A 17,506-nucleotide genomic window follows, 5' to 3' on the forward strand; every position below is an offset into this window, starting at 1 on the left:
GTCCATGCTGAATGATTTATCAAAAACGCCCATATCCCTCATGTGAACAATGCTCCACGCCCTCATACACAATGCCTACTAATGCGACGGTGGATTCTCAATTTCTTTACGCAAACGCTTCTATGAGCACTCCGTCGGTCGTTCGTGGCTCCTGCATTGGGGCGTCAAGTCTTGGTTGCATTAACATACTACAAGTTTGCGGAAATGATCAATTAAACAATCCTTCAACGACCTCAATCACCCGTTCCAGCTCCTCCTCATGTTCGACCCAGAAGGCAAGCACAGCCCATACCGGGACAGATCATCAGACACACTCCGCCCATTATCATGCTCATAATACCACGCACCTCCAAACAACGGTTGTACGTACAGTAGCTCCTACAAGGGCGCTTCAATGTTATCCGCATCCAGCGCTTCGATAATGTCCAAGTGGGTAATACCCGCTTCCTCGGGAGTCACCGTCAATATTGAGCCAACGGTTGGATATCGTTTCTTCCAGTTCCGGCATAAGCGCAATCCGGTTGTATCGATCGAGCACCTCCAATTGACCACGCCCAACACCGGCGACGATGTTGCTCATCCGGTAGTTGTAGCCGACTTCGCTGTACTGATAAAATAGCGCCGGTTCACGCGCTTGGGTGCCTAGAAATCGTGAAAGACCCAGTGTCTCCAAATCATTAGAGACGACGAGGGCACCCTCTCCTAAGGTGGTAATGATTTTATTTCGTTAAAAGAAATCTCAAAGGCTGGTGGTGCATCGGTTTATGTACAGGGCGGACTGCAATATCTCCGAATCTAGTGCTGGATAAAATCCAAGTGTGTAACCCTGATTATCGGGATCCACCTACAACTTCTGAAACCAATTGTGACTATATATAATAATAGTAACAAATCTCAAATTCAAATACAAACACTTATTCCCTCAAATAAATTCTAGAGTGTTTGCACAATACAAGATTAAACAATCCCCGACTGTGAATCCGGCCTCTTCATGCTTCTTCATTCATACACGCATTCCGGAAATGCCTATATTGCTTCACGACCAGTAATATCTTCAAATGCAAAAAGAAAATCTTATGGTTGATTAATTATCTAAACATCGAATTTTCGGTTGACTTTTTTTGGATATAATGTAAAATAATTATACGAACAACAAAGGAGAGATTCTATGAATCTGATAAACTTTGAAGAACCGAACTACACAGAAGCAATGGTTCGAGCTTTTTCTGATAATGTTCAACCAACTCTATATGAAATTCAATCCTACCATGGATTCTCATCTACTTTTAATAGCAGACATTTTGCGGCATGGGACAAAAGGTTTTCAAGATTAGATCTGTTAGAAAATGATTTCCAAGAACTCGAAGGCATTTCAGCCAAAAGAGGCATATGGGGATTCTCAATGTTGCTGGATAATAAGAGAAAAACCTTATTTTTGTTTACTAAGGAAAAAAACCTTGAGAGCGTTAGACGTAAATTTGGAAAAGATAAATTGCATTATTTCCACGCCCTTCTTTTAAAAAATCGACACCTTGATACTTATGTCAGCCCTTCAGAAGGTGACCCCTTTCAATTTTCATTATTTGATGAAGGGATTGAAAGATACAACGACAGAAGGAGACTGGAAGCAATTGACATAATTGGGGATGACTACGATAGATTCGATCAAGTAGTGATACTTACCTTGGCTGAGGAAAATGGAAAAGCAACAAAGGTGGAAGCTGGCATATTTTCATCAGAGTTCCGATTGATTCAATCCGTTGATTTAAGTGATTATATTAAGCCAGATTTTGAAGATGCCAGTGTAGTTGGGTTTAACGACGCTTCTAATCCTGGAAATAAACAAATCCCGAATCTGAAAAAGGAATATACACCGAAAGAAAAACAAATTGTTTCAACGCGAAAAAGAAATGCTGAAAAAGATAGGGGCTAATACAACGTACCAGAAATTCTTTCTCCGGATAAATAGAACCAGGGAAGGGATTTCTGGTATAAGCACTGTTAAAGGATGTGTGGAGGCTAAAAATATGGAGAAAACAAATTTTAATGGCAATAGGTTGAGGGAGGCAAGAATATATAGAGGGTATTCAATAACCGATCTAGCCAACAAATTAGATATAAGCAAACAAATGTTCTCTAAATATGAAAACAACAAATCTGCTCCGTCGTTTGAGATGCTCCTTAAACTTATTGATATACTGAAATTCCCCAAGGATTATTTTTACGAATCAGGTTTAGAAGTAACTACTGGAAACACCTATTTTAAATCTTTACTTTCAACTACAAAAAGAGACAGGAAAATGCAAAACGATCGCATTAAGTACCTGACCGTTATCCGACACCTCCTCGAAGAGTATATTGATTTTCCTGAGTTGGATCTCCCTAATTTATCGATCGATGACACTGATGACATAGAAGACGTTACGATGAAAATCAGAAGTCATTGGAATATCATGGAGGAACCAATTGATAATATGGTTCAGCTACTAGAAGAGAATGGCTTTGTTTTGACTGCATTAAAAACAGATAATAAAGCAATAGATGCTTTTGGGAGCAATCAGGACATAAAAGGTAGTAATTACTATGTAATTGTATTAGGTGACGATAAAAGATCATTTTATCGTAGACAGTTTACAGCAGCTCATGAGTTAGCACATAAAGTTCTACATGATCCTCAATTAAACACTGATGATATCACTAAAGAGGAATTCAAAAAAATTGAAGAAGAAGCGAACGAATTTGCCTCAGCTTTTTTACTTCCAAGAGATGCCTTTATAAAAGATGTTTCCATGCACCCTGTTAATTTGAATTATTATAAGCATCTTAAAAAGAAATGGAAAGTATCAATTAGCGCAATGATAGTAAGGGCTCATAGGTTAGGAGTAATCAGTACTAACCAATATTCTTATCTGCAGAGACAAATCAGCAAAAGAAATTGGAGAACCATAGAACCATTCGATGACACAAAATATCTAGAAGAACCGGTGGCTCTCAGACAAGCAATTGAACTTCTGCTTGAAAATGGGATTCTAGACGGAGAAGAATTTATAAGAAAGCTATCAAAAGAATATGGACTAAGCTTATATCGCGAAGAAGTGGAAATGCTACTAGGTCTCGAAGAGGACTATCTTAAAGTAGAAAAAAACAATGGCCAGGTTATTAATATGACTGATTTAAGAAAATCGCTAGAAATACCATCAGCGATTAGAGATTCATTGACTCAATTTACAAGCATTGCGGAAAAAATTGAAATCCCTAATATAGAAATCCCAACAATGGACATGCCAAGTATTAGTACTATTACAAGTTCAAAGGATTTAGTGTCAGATAGTATGACAAAGATGATAGAAAACCAACAAATAATAGCAAATTCTTTTAGCCCAATGCCGGATATCTCGTTACCCGTTCAAAATTTTGCTCTGACAGATTTTCAAGAAAGCTTAAACAATCTTACCGACTTTATAAGCAACACAGTTAGAGGTATAAATGCTGATTTGTTAGACAACTTTTATAATAGCACTGAAGTTTTTCGTCAGAGTGCAGTGAATGCTCGAGATCAAATAAATAGCCAAGGATATATAGATGAAGAAGACGATTTGCAGCAATTTGTAGGCGAATATCTCCACGATGAGGAACTAGGTGATGTTACTGATTATATACAAAATAATGAGGATGCAAGTGAACAGCTCGCAACAGTTTTAGATAGCTTTAAAACTTATACCAACGATTTAGTTAAAAGTAATAAAAAAATAGAAGTTAATCAAATGGAAATCAAAGAGGATCTAAAAAGGGCGGAGGAAAGGCAAGACAAAAGGGATTTTATATCTTTTTCCCTGGCAATATATACGGTAATACCAGACGAAGAGGTAGCTAATTCGATTGTACTTTTCCTTACATTTATTTTTACAATGATTTTTAACGTTTGACTAAATGACAAAGTAAAATAGTTTGTGTAAAAAATAGATGAACAAAGGAAATAGACGACTCAGAAATATAAATACGCAAAAACCGACAGGCAGATGTCTGTCGGTTTCGCACTGTCATTCTCTTAATAATTGATAGTTATAATACTCCACAGCCTGATTAAGTAAGTGTTTTAAGTGAGGTTTTAGTTCATTTGTTTTGTCATAAGCATCAGACGTTTGATAGCCTGTGTCCAAAAGATAAGCATAGGTGCTTACTACTTCAAGAAATTGCGAACTCTTTTCATTCATGTTTGAAGCATGCTCAGATGGAAAATTAAACCTGACATCATTTTGTGATTTTTGTTCCAGTTTCGATTTAAATACTTTTCCTCTTTCCGTTATAGAATAACAATAAGTTTCATTTTCCATCGACTCATCTAAAAAACCTTGGTCGTATAAATCATTCACTTCCATCTGTAAATCTGAGGAGTAGGGACCGTAATGATGATACTCATATTTACTGAAGAAGTCAGTTCCGGAGTGCTCTAACAAGTGAACAATTTTTTGCAGTTTTTTTCTACCCTTGATTTTACCAAGAGCATCTACCAACGCAAGTAATCGATATTGTTTAGCAAACATATCTTTATTCCTCCAGTTTATTTTAATTTTTCCTCTATATACGGTAAAAGTTCTTCCGGAACATATAATTTATTAGAGGTAATCTTACCATTTCTTATAGTATTAATGATGTCAGAGGCTTGTGATAACTCAGTATAAGTGCCGTCACGGTCGAATAAAAAAATTTGTTCTGTCGCCTCTTGTTCCGTTTCTGATTCTTTCTTACCTCTTTGTTTTCCCAGATAAGGGTCCTTATATGAGCTACTTTGAGGCTTATCCCTTAAAAAACAATAGTCTCGAGGGAGGTCTGTCTTTTTCTCAATGCTCTCAATAAATTCAAACCATTCAAATTCATCCATGTCTGACTCTACTACTTTATACAAATTACGAGTCAGAATTCTATTGCTTAAATCGGATAAAATCCTGTCGTCATGTTTTGACCAAATAGATATACAATGCCAGATCGTATGATCAGTTAAAGACAAATAATAATTTAGTGGAAATTCTGTTCGATTCGACAATCTAAATAGAGGTTGCTGAATGACCTACCGTTCATTCACGCAACCGTGGGACCGCCTTTTGAATATTGAACGCCAGGATCCAAATCCATGAAAAAAATAAAAAAAGAATGCTCCCGAAGGTCTTTCGAGAGATTCATGACGAGCACTTGAAGGGAAATCACCGTTTCACTGGTATTTCGAAGGCATGCTCGAATAAGACCGAGACCATAGGTGCGCTTGCCTTCACCGAATTTCCCTTCGATGGCATTTCGGTCTGCGGCATCCTGCTTCTCGATCTGATTTTGCTCTTTGGATGCTTGTTTGGGCGGGCGCCCCAGCTTGGGACCCGTGAGGCGAATCCCGCGCTCCTTGCAGTACTTTCGGTTTCCACGTGTGAGATAAATCTTGTCCGCCAAAACAGCTTTGGGATAGACACCCGTGCGCTGCACATAGGCTTCCACCGCACCTGGGAGATCAGCAGCTTCGTGATACGCATCCCACTGCAAGTTGTCGAGAAACGCCCATCCGTCTACCAGGCTCATGGACAACTTGGCGCCGAACTCCACGTTCATATGCGCTTTTCCACGAACAATCGGCCGAACATGGGGTTGATGAATGCTAACGATCCGGTCGTCAATTCGGTTGGTCTTGGTTTCAAACATCTGTCTTTGCTGGCGGTACAATTCCTGAATGACAAGAAGTTCACGGTACTGTTTGCTGCTGAGGCGCTCGATGCCGGATGGACGGGACAGCTCTTTCAGATGGTTGAGATCTCGTTTCACGTAACCCAGCTGCTTTCGAATCGCTTTCCGTACCTTTTTGCGTTTCGGACTTTTCTGCTTAGCAATGGACAGGTATGATTGTCGCGCTTGGTTCCGATAAGTTCGTGGCTTCTTCTGTGTTCCGCGAAATGGTTCGTGCAAGGCGTCAATCATCGCTTCCAACTTTTCACGGGCTTCATTCAAAAGTTTCAAGTCCGTTGGGTATGTGATATCCGCGGGCGCACACGTAGCATCAATCAAGAGTTTCCCTTGATGGGTTCTCGGGGCGTCTTCCTTCCCCTCTTTTTCATCAGAGGGAGCAGAGGTCGATGGCGTATTGTGGTGATCATCATCGTCATCGTCATCGTCACCATCTGTTTGGGATCGCTGGTCTTCCACGATCCACGCATTGACTTGATCGATCATCTCACGGGAAATACGTTTGCGAAAGTGCGTCATGGATGAAGCGTCGAAAGGTGCTGTTTCCGTGAATGCAGGCAGACCCAGGAAGTATTGAAGATACGGATTCTCGACGATCTGTTCAACGGTTTCGCGATCACTCGTGCCTAGTTTTTCCTTGATAATCAAAGCACCCAGAGCCATTCGGACCGAATACGCTTGGTTCCCTTGGGTCAGGTCTTTCAGGGTATCCATATAGGCTTCTTCTACTTTCCACCAAGGGATCATGCTTGCCAGCACAACCCAACGGTTATCTGGGTTCAGTTTGCCTCCGAATGGTAGAAAAAAGTCATCGGGTAAAAGCATTTGATGTTCCGAATGGTGGTACATGATTTCGCCCTCCAGGTGCAAGGTTTTTGCGTCTCTTTGTATTCGTTCCTGTGCACGTTACTTCGACAAAAACAGCGAAAATCCTTGTTAATAAGGGAATTTTCATCTATTCAGCAGCACCTAAATAAGACTTCTAATTCCTCTGGCAATTCAACGTGTATTTTCTCTTCAATTAGCAATTCTTGTACCCGCTGAAATATTTTTAAAATCATACGTTCAACACATCGAGTGGTCTTATGAAAGTAGACATGCTTGTACATATAGTAACGTGCCATACCTCTGCAATGCTTAATCCTTTATTTAAGTCAAGCCCTACTTCGGTAGTACCTTGAACTTCACCAATTCTTAAGGTATTAATCAGCCACTCTAAGTCAAATGACCCATATTGAGCACCTGTCATCAGTGAATCTCTCTGCAAATAATCGATTCGGTCTGTATCTAGTTGGCTTGATAATAATTTGACCAAAACACTCGAATGATGTGTCCGTTGTATCACATCTGCAACCTGTTTAGAAAAGTCTGGTTTATACCTCTCCAAAGCTGCATAAATTTCTGTAGAGGGATCCGTTATAATATGGACAGTCCACTTCTCATGATTTACGTTCGTCACATCTTCTAAAGCGTGAGAAAAAGGACTATGACCAATATCATGAAGAAGAGCTGCTGCGATAGCCACATCTTTATATTCCAATATTTCTTGAGTTATTTCTCCCTTGAATTGTCCTAACCTTTCGACAAAACGTTTAGTTAAATGAGCCACACCAATGGAATGAGCAAGACGAGTATGTTCTGCTCCTGGATACGTATAGGAGCTCACCCCCAATTGTCTAATATGTCTCAGGCGTTGAAATTCTTTCGTATCAATAAGATCCAAAAATAACTTTTCATTTGTTTTATCAAATGATATTAAATTATGCACAGGATCCCGAAAAACTTTCATGACTCATCCTCCCATTTCAGGAACAAAGGTTCCTTTGTTGGAAATTTGACATCATTACGTCAATACTTTATAACCTACTTTACCATATACTTCTCCAAATAAATTTCACGCTAGTTATCATTTCCCTTAGGATAATTGCGTAAATCATAAAGACTTTTAAAGATGAGCTCTATGCCAACTAATATTGCTAATCCAATGGCTACTCTAGTAGTTATATCGTTAATGGATGACATTACTTCTGTAAAATTAGTAGCATCTGAAAAATCTTTTAAGAGATATTGCAATAATAAAGGAATTACAGCAAATAACCAAAGAAATCCTTTTATTAACGATATACTAATTAAAAACCGTCTTATAGTAAACACATCCAATTGAGTTGCCGAGTGTAATACACACTTTTTAGTGACACATCTAAATGTTCTCTTAAGGAAGTTTCTATTTCCTGTTTTCCTTGTCATTTACAGCATCATAAATTTTTTCGTATAATTTTGTAATCTCGTTCGCCAACAACTCGTTATACTCATCAGCTGAAACATTGCGATCCGTACCTTATTTCCAAAATGTAGTGTAAGTCCTTCGCAATTTCTGCCTTATTCAATCTAATTACCTCCCAACATTTCATTTCCAAATGACCACCCCCCCACACCAGCAACGATATTGATGATCCGGTAGTTGTGGCCAACTTCACTGTGGCTGATAATGGAACGCCGGTTCACGGGCTTGGGTGGCAAGAAAACGAGAACGATCCACTGATTCCAGATCACCCGACCGAGGGCTCGGCTTTTTATCCCATGCTTCTACTTGTTCCAAGCAGATCAGCATACCTGTTCATCCGTGCAGGATGTCGGGCGCTCGTGGACAGATTATTGGTATACCCTCCTCACTGTCTATGCGTTGCACCTTCCAAGGTACAGGGACAGTAATTCCCTTGGCTTGGCTCACGGTATCCATATTGAATTCATCCGATTTTCACTTATGGATTACTCCACAAGTCGATAATATCCAATCTATAATATATTTTACAGGAAAAAATGTGAAATGAGAACTATAGATTCCACATTTAGTGCCCATTTGAGCACGTTTTTAATTTTTGGCAGAAACTGCCCTGCTCATATCAAAGATTAGGGGAACACAAACCTTGAGGTGATTCATTTGACCCTATAATCAGAAGATCTCGCCGATATTCAACCCGTTCGTATGGGATCAACGCCAGTGATCCCCCAGCTTATTGATAAAATGGACTGATTGAGGCCATCTCTTTCAGTGCTGTCCAGATTCGTAGGTACTATACGGAATATAAGAATCTATTTTAAAAAAACTATTTGATATAGTTTTTTTCATATATACCCTTTTATCCTATTTGTTGCTATATTATAAGTACCATGGTAAAAATCATTGAACAGCGCTGTCCCGGAAGGAATTTCAATGAGTACCTTTCAAAACCCCTCTACTTACCCTCCGTTTGAAGTCATTTATCACGACTACACCCCGCTCGTTCATCGTATGATCCGTCGACTCCACATTCATAGCAATCACGAAGATTTTTTACAAGCTGGCTATTCAGGCCTTTGGTATGCATACCGGGATTATGATGCAGAGAAAGGGCCCTTCTCTTCGTATGCGTTTATGCGCGTCAGGTACGAAATGCTAACGATGTTAAGAAAAGACAGCAACCATCAAGAACGTCATGTTTATTTTTCGTCAGATTCGCCAGAACTGGAACGATTGCTCAACCTTGCACCGGAGTATCTCGTGCCATCTGACATGGATGCACTCTCCCCCTATCTCCATCACTTAAGCCCTCGTGAACAGCTATGGGTGATTGAACATGCCGCCCACGATCAAGCCCCTCGCATGATCGCCGCCAAAGACAACGTTACCACCGAAACCGATAAAGGCTGGCGAAAAAATGCACTGCGCAAACTAAGAAAAATCATGCAGTAACGTCTTTCATCGTCGGATAATATGCAGAAGTGGTAAATGTTTCCGGAAACGATTCCATTTCTGCGCGGGGACAGTGGCTTTGCGGTTCCAGAGCTGTACAAGTTATGTGAAAACGAATCCGTCTAAACCTGCAACGACTGGCAGAGGAACTCCGTCCTTCAACGATGCCATCTGACGTTACACAATCCGAATGCTATTATGAGGAAACCATTGCACCAAAAAATTACGTATGAATTTTACCATTTCCATCGAAATTTTGCCGATAGTAACACGAGCTTCAGCTTATGAGTCCTTTTTCATCGAAAACAGTAAAAAGCTGGTGAAAAGGGTATTAGCGGAACTAAAAAAATATGTAAAATAAACCCAAAAACCGGCAAGGATACACCTGCCGGTTTCTGTTTTTTAATATTACTTAAAGAAATATTGTTCTTTAAGTATGCATAATAAGGAGATCGTTTCCAGATTATCGAACTCACGATTCAAATTAATCATGAATTTTACCATCAAAGAAGTGTATGAATTTTTATTTTGCTTTAATCTTTTTTATAAACGGAACCAATATTGGTGTCACAATTAACAACCCTGCAAGTATTAACATAACAAGTGATATTGGTTGTTGCACAAAGACTAGCCAATCTCCTCCTGATAAAGTTAAACTTTGACGCAAACTTGTTTCCATCATCCCCCCAAGAATAAATGCGAGAATAAATGGGGCTGCAGGAAAGGCTAACCTTTTCATCAAATAGCCTAAAACGCCAAAGGCGAATAGCATGTAAAGATCAAAGACATTGAAGCTGACTGAATAGATACCAATGAAACAGAATGTAATGACAAGTGAAATTAATAATGGCTTCGGGATCGCTAATACTCTTGCTATATATGGTATTAAAGGAAGATTAATAACTAGTAAGAATATATTTCCTATATACATACTAATAATGACACCCCAAAATAATTGAGGATCATTCTCCATCAATGTTGGGCCTGGTTGGACACCTAAAACTAACAATGCTCCTAGGAGTAAAGCTGTTGTACCAGAACCAGGTATACCCAAACTTAGCAAAGGAATAAATGAACCTGTTGAAGCAGCGTTATTCGCTGATTCGGGTGCTGTAAGTCCTTTAATTGATCCCTTACCGAATTCATGGGGTTTTTTTGATATTCTTTTCTCAGTTAAATAAGATAGAAATGAGCCAATAGTAGCCCCTGCCCCAGGCAAAATTCCAATCAAGAAACCTAAAACAGAGTGCCTACTCGCCGGACCAGACATTTCTTTAAAATCCGTTTTAGTTAATTTCATATTATAATTTGTCATCATTTGCTCACTTGATTTTTCTTTACGATTAACAATTAAAAAACCTATTTCCCCTAATGCAAATAAGCCCATAGCTACCACTAAGAAGTCAATTCCACCCATTAAATTTTCGCTGCCATATGTGAAACGACTTGTACCTGTTTGCGAGTCAATCCCAATAGTAGCTATCATAAGACCTAAAACGGCGGAAATAAATGCCCTAATCATCGAACCTTCTGAAAGGGTAGCAATTGCCGATAGCCCAAGAAACATTAGAGCAAAATACTCTGGAGGACCAAACGTTGTAGCTAAAACAGCCAAATAAGGAGCAAAGAGAGTGGTTAACACAATTGCTACAGTTCCACCTATGAACGACGCTATTGCCGCAATAGCCAGTGCTTTCCCTGGTTCCCCTTTTTGAGCCATGGGGTATCCATCAAAAGTTGTTGCAACAGTACTTGCTGACCCAGGGGCATTTAATAATATTGATGAAGATGACCCGCCAAAAACAGCTCCATAATATACCCCAGCCATAAGAAAAAGGGCTAGATATGGTTCTAATCCGTATGTGACTGGTATCATTACCGCAATAGCTGTTATAGGCCCTAACCCTGGCATTATACCAATAACTGTACCTATTAATACTCCTAAAAGTATAAATAAAATGCCCTCTAAGCTAAATACAGCCTGAAAACCTTGTTGTATTTCACTAAATACTTCCATACAATCCCTCTTTAATAAATTCTTAAGTTAAGTTTGCTACTTGATTCAAGTCTAGCTAAAAGGGCAAAATACCACTCGGTAGAGAAATCATCAGAAATTCAGTAAATAAAAAGTATATACTTACAGGAAAAACCAGTGCTACAATTACACTTACCACGTGATTTCTATAGCCCAGAAACAGTGAACAGATGTATATGAATGCCGCTGTAACTATGAGAAAACCTAATATTTCAAGCAGGAATATATAAAGAAAGATCAGGAAGGCGACCCCTAACAGGGCTAGTAAGTCGCCTTTTGGAACGTACAAGGAATATTTTTCTGAATCTTTCGTGAAGAATAATATAACAGAAAGAAACAATAACAAAAATCCAAGTATTAGCGGGAAAAAATCTGAATCAACTGGAACATGGGGATAGGATGGTAACAAGAAACTTGTTGTTATATATACAATAGATAACACAAAAAGTATGGTAGCTATATATTTGTTAAGAAACTTCATTTTCCAATCCCCTTACAGACCCAGTTCTTCTAATACTTCACGATAAGTCTCTTCCTCTTCTTCAAGAAAGGAAGCAAATTCTTCACTGTCCATATATTGATCTTCCCAGCCGAGTTGCTGTATTTGTTCTTGGAATTCCTCTGATTCTGCGACATTTCTAAATACTTCTTCATAATATTGAACTTCTTCATCGGTCATGTCACCGGGACCATGAACGCCACGCCAATTTGGCGAAACAACATCATATCCTTGCTCAACTGCTGTAGGTACTTCTTCAAACATTTCATCTACCTCGAGCCTTTCTTCAGAAAGAATCGCTAAAATTTTTAAATTATCTCCTCTAACTTGTTCCGTTATACCACTGCTTGTTTTTGAAGTTACGACATCTGCACTACCACTTAACACTGCTGGAATGCCATGGTCATCGTTATCTGCAGCGTATTGAACATCACCAACATCTACATCGGTTTCCATCACTAACTGCATAAATTGGATATGGTCAAATCCCCCGGGGACATTTCCCCCTATTACTGATACAGATGATGGATCTTCTTCCATGTCCTCAAAAAGATCATCTAAGTTATCCCATTCCGCATCAGCATGTACAGCTATAACTCCATAGTCAGCTCCGTGGTTAGTAATTGGTGTAAAGTCTTCCATACCATACTCAGTATCATCTGAGAGCCAAGTAGGGATACTGGTAGCTGAACTCACAAAAATATTATGGGGGTCATTTTGGGTGGCTACGTGATTCATTCCTACCGCCCCAGTCCCACCTTCCATGTTCTCTACACCAATATTTTGTTCCATCAAACCTTCTTGACCTATAACATCAGCTATTAACCTTGCTTGTGTATCCCAACCACCACCTGCACCCGAAGGAGCAAGTAGCTCTACATTTCTATCAGGTTCCCAATCGGTTTCACCAGAGGCACTTTCCTCTGACTGCTCATTTGAACACCCCACCGCAAAAATCAATAACGCTATACTACTGATTACAGGCAATTTCTTCATTTTTGCACCATCCTTTTTATTTTGAAAAATAATTAATAACTTTCAACAGAGAATCATTGGATTAATTATTGGATCCATATCGACAATATGCAAGTTAATGTTTCTGTTAGTGCCATCCCTCCTTTTAACATCATGCAAATTAGATAATCATCTGCCCCGCTTGTCTCCCATAATTCCATAAATTTTTCGCGCTTTTTCTATCTTTGTTTCGGCGGATGATTTTAAAACCATGTTTGAATTATAGAAACGCTTACATATTAAATGTTTCAATGTATGGAAATATATATCGTTGTATGGAATGACCTTTTGAAGCATTATAGCAGATGAACATAAGGTTGTCATCATAAAAATTAAATAATTTTTTCTGGATATAGATTTATAAATGTTATTTGTGTGAGTAAGACCGTATCTTAAACTTTTAATAAATACGAACTCACTAAGGTACTTGAAACTATTAAAAAAACAGTTTAAAATAAAACAAATTCCATTTATTAAAATTAAGTTGCATCCAATGAAATTAGGAAGGAGAGATTTGAAATCGATGAAGCACCAAAAGGAACTCGAACACTACAGAGAGCAATAGATGTTTTAAATTGCTTTCACGTAAATGAAACTGAGTTAACTCTTACAGAAATATCTGCAAAAATTAATTTAGCAAAATCAACAACATCAAGGTTATTGGCAACATTAGAGTATAATCAATTTGTAGAAAAAAACCCGATTACTATGAAATATCAATTAGGAAGACAGCTTTATTATATCGGTCACGTTGCAGGTCAATCGATTGAACTAAGATCAGTAGCTGATACGACCATGAAACGTCTTCGTGATCAAACAAATGAAACTGTTAATCTTTATGTATTAGAGGGAGAACAGAGAGTTTGCATTCATCAATATGCTAGTATGCAATCAGTAAAACATATGATTAGCATAGGTCAGAAGCTACCATTAACTTTAGGGGCTGGCGGGAAAATATTACTTGCTCATCAATCGATGGAATTTATAGAAAAAGCCATCCATCAACAATCCATGATTCAAAGCAAAGTTACTTTAAAAAATGAACTTAACCATATTGTAGAAGAAAGATATGCTCAAAGTATTGATGAAAGAGAAGTTGGTACATCAGCTGCATCGTCACCGATTTTTGATATCAATGGCAATGTAATAGCTGCATTATCCGTTTCTGGTCCTTCTAGCCGTTTCAAACCTCAAGATTCAACTAATTTAAAAACAACCCTTATAGCAGCTGCAATGGAAATTTCCAATAACCTAGGTTACCCTTTTAATCCTACTGCGAAAAATTAAGGCTAAATTAAGGAGGTTTATCATGTCAAACAGAAGTGCGCTTAAATCTTATAAGCAAGGTGAAGGCTGGTGGAAAACTGAAATAAGCCAGATAGAAAAAAATAGGGTGAACATCCGAGGGTATAACATGGAAGAGCTTATCGGGAATGTTTCCTATAGCCAAATGCTTGCTCTGTTATTGACTGGAAGTATTCTTACCGAAAAAAAAGCTAAGTTATTTGAAAGTGTTTTAGTAGCTGGTGCAGACCACGGACCCCGAGCTCCTTCAATTGCAGCTAGTCGGATGGCAGCTACATGTGGAATTTCCTTTAACTCTGCGGTAGCTACTGGGATTAACTTACTTGGAGATTCACATGGTGGAGCCACTGAAAAAGGTATGGCGTTGTTTTATGAAACAATGACAGAAGTTGAAGAAACAGGACAAACAATTAATGAAGTCATTGATAATAAGCTTGAAAACTTGCTTGAGAGAAAAGAAAAAATACCTGGAATAGGGCATCAGCTACACGACGACGATCCTCGTGTTCACCGCCTTTATAAATTAGCAAAACCATTAGTTGAAGAAGGAGAAATCTCAGGGGATTATCTTAAGATTGCAGAACAATTCCGCAAATCTCTTGCAGGAAAAAAAGACCGTCCGATTACAATGAATATTGACGGAGTTGCAGCCGCAATTCAATGTGAACTTGGTCTTCCTGCAGAGGCCGCTAAAGGAATTTTTGCACTTTCTCGAGGGATGGGGATTACGGCTCATGCATTTGAGGAATTACAGCAAGGAGCTCTTGTCAAAGGTCCAGGACCCAATAATGAGGAGTTCATTCAATATACTGGAGTTAAAAACCGGAAATTAGAAGATAAAGGAGAGGTAAGAAATTACAAACTATAAGAGAGCAATACTGAAAAAGTTATGACTGTAATTGGAAGATATACAATATAATTGTAGACCCATATATCTTCCACTTTATTTCAACGTGATTATGGAGTGTAAGTTGCTCTATAAGAAACTAGTAAAAAGGGAGAAAAACTTATGACCAAGGAAAACACTGGCCCTCTGAGAGGAATTAAAATACTTGATATTTCTACTATGATTGCTGCACCTTATGCAGCTACACTTTTGGGTGACTTTGGAGCTGATGTTACAAAAATTGAATTACCTGGAAAAGGAGACACGCTACGAACTGTAGGCCCATATAAAAACAACGAACCGCTTCGCTGGCCTGGATTAGCTAGAAACAAAAAATCCATCACACTAGATATTCGCACAGACAAAGGAAAGGATATTTTCAAAAAATTAATCTCTCAATCAGATGTTCTTATTGAAAATTTTCGTCCCGGTACTATGGAAAAATGGGGGCTTGGTTATGACGAACTTAAAAAGTCTAATCCTAACTTAATAATGTCTCGAATATCAGGTTATGGACAAACCGGACCATATCGAGAAAGAGCAGGATTTGGAACCCCAGGAACCGCATTTAGCGGGCATACGGCATTATCCGGGTATACAGATCGTCCCCCTGTCAGCCCACCCTATTCGCTTCTTGACTACATCACCGGTATTCATATGGCCCTGGCAACGGTTAGTGCATTATATAGCCGAGATATTAACGAAGACGTTGGCATCGGTGGACAAGAGGTTGAAATGGGGCTTTATGAATCTATTTTTCGTATGCTTGAATTTTTGGTGGCTGAATATGATCAAAACCAAAAAGTTAGAGAACGGAGTCCAGGTCTTGCTGGGCATTCAAGTCCTGCAGGAACGTATGAAACCCGCGACGGTAAATATGTAGTACTGGTCTGTAGCACTGATTCCACTTTTGAACGTTTAGCAAAAGCAATGAAGCGCGAGGACATGTTGGAAAATGATCGCTATTATACAAATTCTGTACGCCTAAAGCATGATGATGAGGTACAAAACATCGTTGCACCTTGGATTAAACAGCATACGCAAGATGAACTTACGAGTGTACTTGATAGTTACGGTGTTCCAGTCAGCCCGATCTTAACGATTGAGGATATTTTCAAGGATCCGCATTATAAGGCACGTGAAAACATTGTAGAGGTAGACCATCCAAGACTTGGAAAAGTTAAAGTTCCCGGTGTTGTACCCAAGTTTTCAAAAACACCAGGTAGTATTCGTCATCGTGCCCCTGAACTCGGCGAACACAATGAAGATATACTAAAAAATTCACTTGGACTTTCTTCAGGAGAAATCGAAGAGCTAAAAACTCAAAAAGTGATTTAAAGAACTTAACTCATTTTATTCTGTTATTACAGCATGTTTCTCGCACCCAATCAAATCTATTGAATTATCCTTAAAATGCCATTTTTCCCTTTACAATTCCAATTACACTCCACTGCTTTTCTTCTATTATTTTGAATCTAAAGGAGAGCAGTAGCTGATTTACAGGTTATTGTTCAATCCATCAAAGCCGATTTCATGCTAAAGAAATTATTAATTAATAATAGCAGGTCATTCGAAAACGTTCAAAACTATTAAATGAAGGGGAATATTATGACACACCCACCTAAACTTTCACCGTCCATCATCGAACGGGCAAAGAGATTAAGTAGCACGCTTCTTAGTGATGCTGTTGCGGAGAACATCAGCATGAGTGCTTCCATAAAGCCAGTATCAAAAACAATGAAAGTTGTAGGTACTGCCACAACTGTAAGCCTACGGCCAACCGATAATCTCTTTTTACATCAAGCCATCTATTCCGGAGAAGAAGGCTATGTTCTCATTGCAGATGGTAAAGGCGAACTCTCAAATGCCTACCTTGGCGAACTTATGATTCGAGCAGCAAAGGCGATCGGATTAGAAGGCATTGTTATTGATGGAGCCATCCGTGACCGAGAAGCACTTGAAGATATTAATTTTCCCATCTTTTCCGCAGGTTTTGTTCCGAATGGTCCACTAAAAGATGGTCCCGGAACTCAACAGAGTGTCATCACATGCGGTGGAGTTGTTATTACTCCAGGTGATCTTGTTGTAGGCGATGCAGATGGGGTTACCGTCGTGCCTCAACATCTTGTAGAAGATGCACTAACGAAAGCCGAAAGAAAACTAGATTACGAAAAAGAGCGTATTGCTGCGATTGAAGAATATGAATTAAAGCGTAAAGAAGGTCAAACACCCCCTCCCATTGAACCGAAGTGGCTTGCAGAAAAAATAAAACCTTATATTACGAATTAAGACATTGATGGGAGTGGAAAA

The 17,506-nt window shown here is 38.9% G+C and carries 17 protein-coding genes and 1 pseudogene; 8 read left to right on the plus strand and 10 right to left on the minus strand.

The window, feature by feature from the left end:
- Positions 1-397 precede the first annotated feature (397 nt).
- On the minus strand, positions 398-673 hold the full coding sequence (locus DT065_RS04085; RefSeq protein ID WP_237220091.1) for a DegT/DnrJ/EryC1/StrS family aminotransferase: 276 nt from the start codon (positions 671-673) through the stop codon (positions 398-400).
- 495 nt (positions 674-1,168) lie between these two features.
- Between DT065_RS04085 and DT065_RS04090 the strand changes: the two genes are divergently transcribed.
- Together DT065_RS04090 and DT065_RS04095 are read left to right on the plus strand one after the other, a co-directional pair.
- Positions 1,169-1,933, plus strand: coding sequence for a DUF5986 family protein (locus DT065_RS04090; RefSeq protein WP_114371126.1), 765 nt, complete (start codon positions 1,169-1,171; stop codon positions 1,931-1,933).
- Positions 1,934-2,027: 94 nt separating this feature from the next.
- On the plus strand, positions 2,028-3,926 hold the full coding sequence (locus tag DT065_RS04095) for a helix-turn-helix domain-containing protein (RefSeq protein ID WP_160112397.1): 1,899 nt from the start codon (positions 2,028-2,030) through the stop codon (positions 3,924-3,926).
- Positions 3,927-4,040: 114 nt separating this feature from the next.
- On the opposite strand, the gene DT065_RS04100 is transcribed toward DT065_RS04095, so the two are convergent.
- The 6 genes from DT065_RS04100 to DT065_RS19810 all read right to left on the minus strand — a co-directional run bounded on the left by DT065_RS04100 (position 4,041) and on the right by DT065_RS19810 (position 8,335).
- Positions 4,041-4,544, minus strand: a complete 504-nt coding sequence (locus DT065_RS04100; protein ID WP_114371129.1) for a YwgA family protein — start codon at positions 4,542-4,544, stop codon at positions 4,041-4,043.
- A gap of 17 nt (positions 4,545-4,561) precedes the next feature.
- The gene (locus tag DT065_RS04105; protein ID WP_114371131.1) at positions 4,562-4,882 is read right to left on the minus strand and encodes a hypothetical protein; all 321 of its coding nucleotides are present in this window, start codon (positions 4,880-4,882) and stop codon (positions 4,562-4,564) included.
- A gap of 197 nt (positions 4,883-5,079) precedes the next feature.
- On the minus strand, positions 5,080-6,573 hold the full coding sequence (locus tag DT065_RS04110) for an IS5 family transposase (protein ID WP_227002721.1): 1,494 nt from the start codon (positions 6,571-6,573) through the stop codon (positions 5,080-5,082).
- 208 nt (positions 6,574-6,781) lie between these two features.
- Entirely contained in the window at positions 6,782-7,513 is a 732-nt protein-coding gene (locus tag DT065_RS04115; protein WP_227002722.1) for an HD domain-containing protein, read from the minus strand.
- Positions 7,514-7,623: 110 nt separating this feature from the next.
- Positions 7,624-7,971, minus strand: coding sequence for a hypothetical protein (locus DT065_RS18755; protein ID WP_160112398.1), 348 nt, complete (start codon positions 7,969-7,971; stop codon positions 7,624-7,626).
- A 226-nt stretch (positions 7,972-8,197) separates the two neighbouring features.
- The gene (locus DT065_RS19810; RefSeq protein WP_162497244.1) at positions 8,198-8,335 is read right to left on the minus strand and encodes a hypothetical protein; all 138 of its coding nucleotides are present in this window, start codon (positions 8,333-8,335) and stop codon (positions 8,198-8,200) included.
- 603 nt (positions 8,336-8,938) lie between these two features.
- Here DT065_RS19810 and DT065_RS04120 point away from each other — a divergent pair.
- Together DT065_RS04120 and DT065_RS04125 are read left to right on the plus strand one after the other, a co-directional pair.
- Complete coding sequence (locus DT065_RS04120; RefSeq protein ID WP_114371133.1) at positions 8,939-9,457, plus strand: sigma-70 family RNA polymerase sigma factor; 519 nt, start codon at positions 8,939-8,941, stop codon at positions 9,455-9,457.
- Positions 9,458-9,496: 39 nt separating this feature from the next.
- A pseudogene (locus tag DT065_RS04125) lies at positions 9,497-9,663 on the plus strand (IS1380 family transposase); the annotation flags it as partial.
- Positions 9,664-9,980: 317 nt separating this feature from the next.
- Here the strand turns inward: DT065_RS04125 and DT065_RS04130 are convergent.
- The 3 genes from DT065_RS04130 to DT065_RS04140 are packed head-to-tail and all read right to left on the minus strand — an operon-like array spanning position 9,981 to position 12,987.
- On the minus strand, positions 9,981-11,474 hold the full coding sequence (locus DT065_RS04130) for a tripartite tricarboxylate transporter permease (RefSeq protein ID WP_114371135.1): 1,494 nt from the start codon (positions 11,472-11,474) through the stop codon (positions 9,981-9,983).
- Positions 11,475-11,529: 55 nt separating this feature from the next.
- Positions 11,530-11,973: a tripartite tricarboxylate transporter TctB family protein gene (locus DT065_RS04135; protein ID WP_114371137.1), complete on the minus strand. Its 444-nt coding sequence runs from the start codon at positions 11,971-11,973 to the stop codon at positions 11,530-11,532.
- A 12-nt stretch (positions 11,974-11,985) separates the two neighbouring features.
- Complete coding sequence (locus DT065_RS04140; protein ID WP_114371139.1) at positions 11,986-12,987, minus strand: tripartite tricarboxylate transporter substrate binding protein; 1,002 nt, start codon at positions 12,985-12,987, stop codon at positions 11,986-11,988.
- A gap of 537 nt (positions 12,988-13,524) precedes the next feature.
- Between DT065_RS04140 and DT065_RS04145 the strand changes: the two genes are divergently transcribed.
- The 4 genes from DT065_RS04145 to DT065_RS04160 all read left to right on the plus strand — a co-directional run bounded on the left by DT065_RS04145 (position 13,525) and on the right by DT065_RS04160 (position 17,485).
- The gene (locus DT065_RS04145) at positions 13,525-14,292 is read left to right on the plus strand and encodes an IclR family transcriptional regulator (protein WP_114371140.1); all 768 of its coding nucleotides are present in this window, start codon (positions 13,525-13,527) and stop codon (positions 14,290-14,292) included.
- 22 nt (positions 14,293-14,314) lie between these two features.
- Positions 14,315-15,178, plus strand: a complete 864-nt coding sequence (locus DT065_RS04150) for a citryl-CoA lyase (RefSeq protein ID WP_114371142.1) — start codon at positions 14,315-14,317, stop codon at positions 15,176-15,178.
- Positions 15,179-15,319: 141 nt separating this feature from the next.
- Positions 15,320-16,534 carry a CaiB/BaiF CoA transferase family protein gene (locus tag DT065_RS04155; RefSeq protein WP_114371144.1) on the plus strand — a complete coding sequence of 405 codons (1,215 nt, stop codon included), beginning with the start codon at positions 15,320-15,322 and terminating at the stop codon, positions 16,532-16,534.
- Positions 16,535-16,804: 270 nt separating this feature from the next.
- Positions 16,805-17,485: an RraA family protein gene (locus DT065_RS04160; RefSeq protein WP_114371146.1), complete on the plus strand. Its 681-nt coding sequence runs from the start codon at positions 16,805-16,807 to the stop codon at positions 17,483-17,485.
- The last annotated feature ends 21 nt before the right edge of the window (positions 17,486-17,506 follow it).

This window comes from Salicibibacter kimchii (genome assembly GCF_003336365.1).
Taxonomy (GTDB): domain Bacteria; phylum Bacillota; class Bacilli; order Bacillales; family Marinococcaceae; genus Salicibibacter; species Salicibibacter kimchii.